Source organism: Phenylobacterium sp. (genome assembly GCF_044371015.1).
Taxonomy (GTDB): Bacteria; Pseudomonadota; Alphaproteobacteria; order Caulobacterales; family Caulobacteraceae; genus Phenylobacterium.
This window is the reverse complement of the sequence record NZ_JBILUK010000225.1, coordinates 1-5,180: the sequence shown is the minus strand read 5'-3', so window position 1 is coordinate 5,180 and position 5,180 is coordinate 1. Positions and strand designations below refer to the sequence as shown.

Below are 5,180 nucleotides of genomic sequence, written 5' to 3'. Positions count from 1 at the left end.
CTTGTTCGTCTCTCCAACGGCGGGAAGGACGCCTCGGAATATCGCGAGTTCGATGCGGCGAAAGGTGCTTTCGTGCCCGGCGGCTTCCGGTTGCCGGAGGCCAGGTCGAACGTGGCCTGGGAGGACGCCGACACCGTTCTGGTCGGCACCAAATGGTCAGCTCAGGAGACAACGCTTTCGGGTTATCCGTTCATCATCAAACGCCTGAAGCGCGGCCAGCCGCTCACCGAGGCCGTGGAAGTCTTCCGCGGTTGGCGCGGCGACGTCTCGGTCGGTCCCGTGGTGCTGCGGGAGCCGGATGGTCGTGTCGCGGTGCGCGCCGTCTACCGGGCGACCGACTTCTTCAACGTGGAGTACCATCTGCTGACCGATACAGGCCCACGGCGCGTGGTGATGCCGACGCGCGCGTGGGTCGTTGGCTATGTGGGCGGCCGGCTGATCGTCACGCTCAGGGAAGACTGGGCCGAACACGGACTCAGGTCCGGAGACCTGATCGACTTCGATCTCGCCCAGGTCATGGCAGAGCCCGCTCGGCCAAAGCCCCATCTGATCCTTCGTCCGACCGATAGCCAGAGCATCGAGCAGGCAACAGTGACCCGCTCGCGGCTCGTTGTGGCGATGCTGGACAACGTGCTCGGCAAGGTGCTGGCCTTTGAGCGTAAGGGCGCAGACTGGATCTCGTCGACGATGAACCTCCCCGCCGGCTCGACGCTGGCCATTGCCTCGGTCTCGGACCATGACGACCAGGTGCTGGTGAGGACGGAGTCGCTTCTGGAACCCCAGAGCCAATGGCTGATGGACGCCGCGAGCGGGCGGGCCGAGCGCCTGCGCCAGGCGCCGTCGCGCTTCGATGCCTCCAATCTCAAGGTCGAACAGCTCTGGGCGACATCCAAAGACGGGGCCCGCGTGCCCTATTTCGTCGTCTCGGCGAAAGATCTGAAACGCGACGGCTCAAACCCCACATTGCTTTACGGCTATGGCGGCTTCCAGGTGAGCATGACGCCCACCTATTCGGGCACGCTCGGCAAGCTGTGGCTGGAGCGGGGCGGGGTCTACGTGCTGGCCAACATCCGCGGCGGCGGCGAGTTCGGACCCCGCTGGCACAAGGCCGGCCTGAAGCTCGACCGCATGCGGGTCTATGAGGACTTCTTCGCGGTGTCGGAGGATCTGATCGCGCGGGGGATCACCAGCTCCAGGCGCCTGGGCGTCATGGGCGCTTCCAACGGCGGCCTTCTGACCGGCGTCGCGCTCACCAAGCGACCGGAACTCTACAATGCGGTCGTGATCCAGGTGCCCCTGTTCGACATGATCGCCTACACGGGGCTCTCGGCCGGCGCCTCATGGATCGGCGAGTACGGTGATCCGACCAAGCCCGCCGAGCGGGCCATGCTGATGAGTTATTCGCCCTATCAGAACCTGACGGCGGGGCGACCCTATCCGCCGCCGTTGATCGTTACGTCGACCAAGGACGACCGCGTGCATCCGGCCCACGCCCGCAAGGCCGCGGCGCGGCTGGGGGCGCTGGGCTATGACTATTTCTACTACGAGAATATCGACGGTGGTCACTCTGCGGCGGCCAACCTTAATGAGGCCGCGCTGAGAGCGTCGCTGGAGTACACCTATCTGACCCAACGCTTGATGGATTGAGGCGAGGCGCCTTCGATCTAGGCGCCCGTCGGCCTTCGCAGATCTGACGGAAGGCGCGGGTGGCGCATTTCGTCTGTCGCGGTTAGGTCTGACCTAACACGAACCCGCTCAAGGTCGCTGAATTGAAGACCATCGCAGATCACAGCGCCGGCCTGCCGGTTGTGCGCTTCGCCGCCGGCGAAGTGTTGTTGCCCGAGGGCGCGCGAACCGGTCGCCTGCTGGTGCTGGTCGAAGGTGCAGTCGAAATCCTGAAAGGCGACTTTCAGATTAACCGGGTGTCTGACCGAGGGGCGGTCTTCGGCGACATGTCGGTGCTGTTGGACATTCCGCACATGGCCACCGTGCGCGCCCTGACGGATGGCGCCGCGCATGTGAGCTACGACGGCGATGCATTCCTCCAGTCAAACAGCGAGGTAGCCTACATGCTGGCCAAGACCCTCGCACAGCGGCTGAATGGGGTGACCACCTATCTCGCCGACATCAAGCGCCAGTTCGAGGACGAGCGCGGTCATCTGGGCATGGTCGATGAGATCCTGGAGTCGCTGCTCAATCAGCAGAGACAGACCTTCAGCCCGGGATCAGACCGGGATCCCTGAACCGGGGACCGAGCCAATCCGGGAATGCGGTCAGGTCGGCGATCGGGCGCACCAGCGGCGCGTCCAGCTTTAGGAATTCGGCACCCGCCAAAGAGAACCAGGCCGCCTCGCCCGCCTCCGTATCGATGACGGTGTGCGCCGGGATCGGTCCGATCTGCTGTCCGCTGTTGAAGATCCAGGTGTCGCCGATCCGGTCCGCCCAGGAACCGCCGTTCTTGAACGGCGCCTGGTGGATATGGCCGGTCAGGACGATGTCCGGCTTGTAGGTCTCTATCCAACCGGTGAGTTCCGCGTCGCCGTGATGGCGTCGACCATCCCAGCTCGTCGGAGATCCCTCCGGCGGGGCATGATAAGCCCAGATCCATCGCGCGGGCCGTCGGGCGGCGTCGCGGGCGAGCAACTCGGCGACGGAGGTTCGCGTCACCGGCCCATCCCACCAGGGACAGATCGTGATCAGGGTGTCGCCGAACTCCAGGCTGTCGCCGTCGGTGGGAATCCCAAGTTGGCGCACCCGCTCCATCCAGGCGGCCACCTTTTCGCCAGTCGGATCGCGGCTGTCGAGGTCGTGGTTGCCGGAACAGAAGATCACCCGAGCCTGTTGCGAAAGCCGTCCCAGGTACTTCAGCAGCACCAGGATCTGCACGCTGCCGTCGAGCTGTCCCGAAATGTCCAGATGGTCGCCGGCGAAGACGACGACGTCGAAGTCCGGTGCGACGGCGGCGGCCCAGTCAAACTGCTTCAACGCATAGTGAAGGTCGGAAACGAGCAGTAACCTCATCCCGTTCCTCACTCCCCAATGGTTCCCGCCCCGACGTCTTTGGGCGCGCCGTGCGCTGTCTCACCATCAATTGCAGTTTAACGCCACGGTGGCCTCGTTCCGCCCTGACGAAGGTCAGTGGCGCCCAAAAGCCAGGCTCACAGCGCTTCTGTTCTGAGCAGGACGTGTGAGAGCTGGAAGCTGGGCCGGGATCGTTCCGCAGCGTCTTTGTCCTGGGCTGGCGTCCTGGCCTCAGGCCGCACCCCCCGCCACCGCCCTGATCAGAACAGCAAACGCGCCCTGGCCGTGACGATAACCGGGAGCCGGGTGGTGCGCTGTTCGCGGAAGGCGACGACCCCGGCGGAGCGCGGTCCGCTGAAGACAGTGCGGTCGCGGGTGCGCTTGCGGGCGGTGAAGTTCTCGAACTGGAAGCGCATCAAGAGATCAGGACGCGGGGTCCAGTCCCAGTACACTCTGTAGAGTGGGTCTTCCTCGATGCGGCGGATCTCATTGATCCGGTAGACGGTGGCTTCAAAACCGTAGCCTGCTTCGAAGCCCAGGGTTGATCGCCACTCGGGCAGGTTACGCGTAATCTCCAGTTGCGCCTCAAAGGGCCGCTCCCCTGAGATGCGGCGGGCCTCACGGGTGACAGGGTCGGAGACTTCAGACCGCCGCCATGTGGCGGTCATGCGCACCACGGCGCCGGAGAAGCCCAGGCGGTCGGCGGGCGCGGAAACGTTGAACACGGCGGAGCCGCGCGTGCCGGAGCCGATGTTGCCCGGCGCATCGAAGCGCCCGGCGATCGGGATCAGGTCCACCACCTCGTCGACCTCGGCGTGGGTGATCGTGAGGACTACCGCGCCGCTCTCCCAGAAGCGCCGTTCGATGGCGCCCTCGAACAACCAGGAGCGTTCGGGTTCCAGATTCACGTTGCCGGCGTTGACGGTGTCGTCTTCGAAAGCCGAATTGGCCGCGAAATCCTCGAAATTCAGCTGACCGACTTCACGCTCCACCCGCGCGCGTAGCTGGACGGGGCCCAGGCTCCAGGTGGCCGAGGCGCGGGGCTTGGCGAAACTAAGGGTCTTCGACTGGTTTGCGCCGCCGTTCTGGCGGATGGTCGAACTCTCATAGCGCAGGCCGGCTTCAAGGCTCAGGCCGGGGGCCGGGCGCAGGCTGGCGGTGGTGAAAAGTTCGCCGCGATCTTCCTTCACCTCGACATTGGCCGAGGGCAGCACGACGGCCGCGCCGTCGACCGTCAATGTCGAGCGGGCGTCCAGTGTGTTGAAGGCGCCTTCGCCGCCGACTTCGAGCTCACCCCAGGAGAAGGCGCGGCGGAGCGAGGCGCGCCCAATGCTCTCATGCGAAACGGCGCGTTCGCTGGAGGCTTGGCGGCGGGTGCGGCCCGCGGAACTGGCCTGGATGACTTCCCGTTCAGTTCGCGTGAGAGCCAGCATCCGAAGGGTGAGCGTATCTGTGAGTTCGCGCTCATAGTCGCCGCCGACTTCGTACTCGGTGTCGCGTTCGCCGACGCGTGTGGTTTCGGAAAAGGCCGCGCCGGCCGAGGTGGCCAGCGCGCCGATCTCGCGCCGCCTGACGGTCTGGCGTTCGGCCGAGGCGTTCATCCGCAGGAGTGAGCCCTCGCGCTTGAATTCGCCCGCGGCGTTGGCCTGGATCGATTGGTCGCGGATTCGCGCGTCGAAATCGCCGCCCTCGATCAGGACGCCGGTCGGAGCGACGCGCCGCAGGACGCCGTCGCCCGAGTCGCCGCCCAGGTCACGACGGCCGCTTAGCTGCGCATCGGCGCTGAAGCCCGGCCCGCGCCAGTTGAGTTCGCCGCGGGCAAATCCGCCGGTGAAGCCGTTCTTGTAGGTCTTGCTGAACAGGTGGAGGGCCTGATCGGACGAGGTTCCGCCCTTACGCACCACATTGGCCACCACGCCCTGGCCTTGCATATCGATCCCAGGCGCGCCGCCGCGGATCACTTCGATGCGTTCGACTGAGCCGGACGAGATGCGCGAGAGTACGGAATCGATCGACTGAGACTTCGAGGCGGGACGTTCGCCATCGATCAGCACGTTGCCGCCGCCGCCCGTGCCGCGGGCAGCGTCGCCGCGGTCAAGCACGAAGCCCGGAGTGCGCTCGACCATCTCCCGAGCCGAGGTGACCCGCATGGCCTCATA

4 protein-coding genes are annotated in these 5,180 nt (G+C 65.6%); 2 read left to right on the top strand and 2 right to left on the bottom strand.

The genetic code is table 11. The annotated features are described in order from the left end of the window. The coding region (locus tag ACIQ3R_RS14975) for a prolyl oligopeptidase family protein (RefSeq protein WP_397419660.1) at positions 1 to 1,647 on the top strand (1,647 nt) is incomplete at its 5' end. A 122-nt stretch (positions 1,648 to 1,769) separates the two neighbouring features. Then, positions 1,770 to 2,243 carry a Crp/Fnr family transcriptional regulator gene (locus tag ACIQ3R_RS14970; RefSeq protein WP_397419659.1) on the top strand — a complete coding sequence of 158 codons (474 nt, stop codon included), beginning with the start codon at positions 1,770 to 1,772 and terminating at the stop codon, positions 2,241 to 2,243. On the opposite strand, the gene ACIQ3R_RS14965 is transcribed toward ACIQ3R_RS14970, so the two are convergent. Together ACIQ3R_RS14965 and ACIQ3R_RS14960 are read right to left on the bottom strand one after the other, a co-directional pair. Beyond that, positions 2,215 to 3,021: a metallophosphoesterase gene (locus ACIQ3R_RS14965; protein WP_397419658.1), complete on the bottom strand. Its 807-nt coding sequence runs from the start codon at positions 3,019 to 3,021 to the stop codon at positions 2,215 to 2,217. The genes ACIQ3R_RS14970 and ACIQ3R_RS14965 overlap by 29 nt on opposite strands. Before the next feature lie 260 nt (positions 3,022 to 3,281). Then, positions 3,282 to 5,180 (bottom strand): TonB-dependent receptor plug domain-containing protein (locus tag ACIQ3R_RS14960; RefSeq protein ID WP_397419657.1); only part of this gene is annotated, 1,899 nt, incomplete at its 5' end.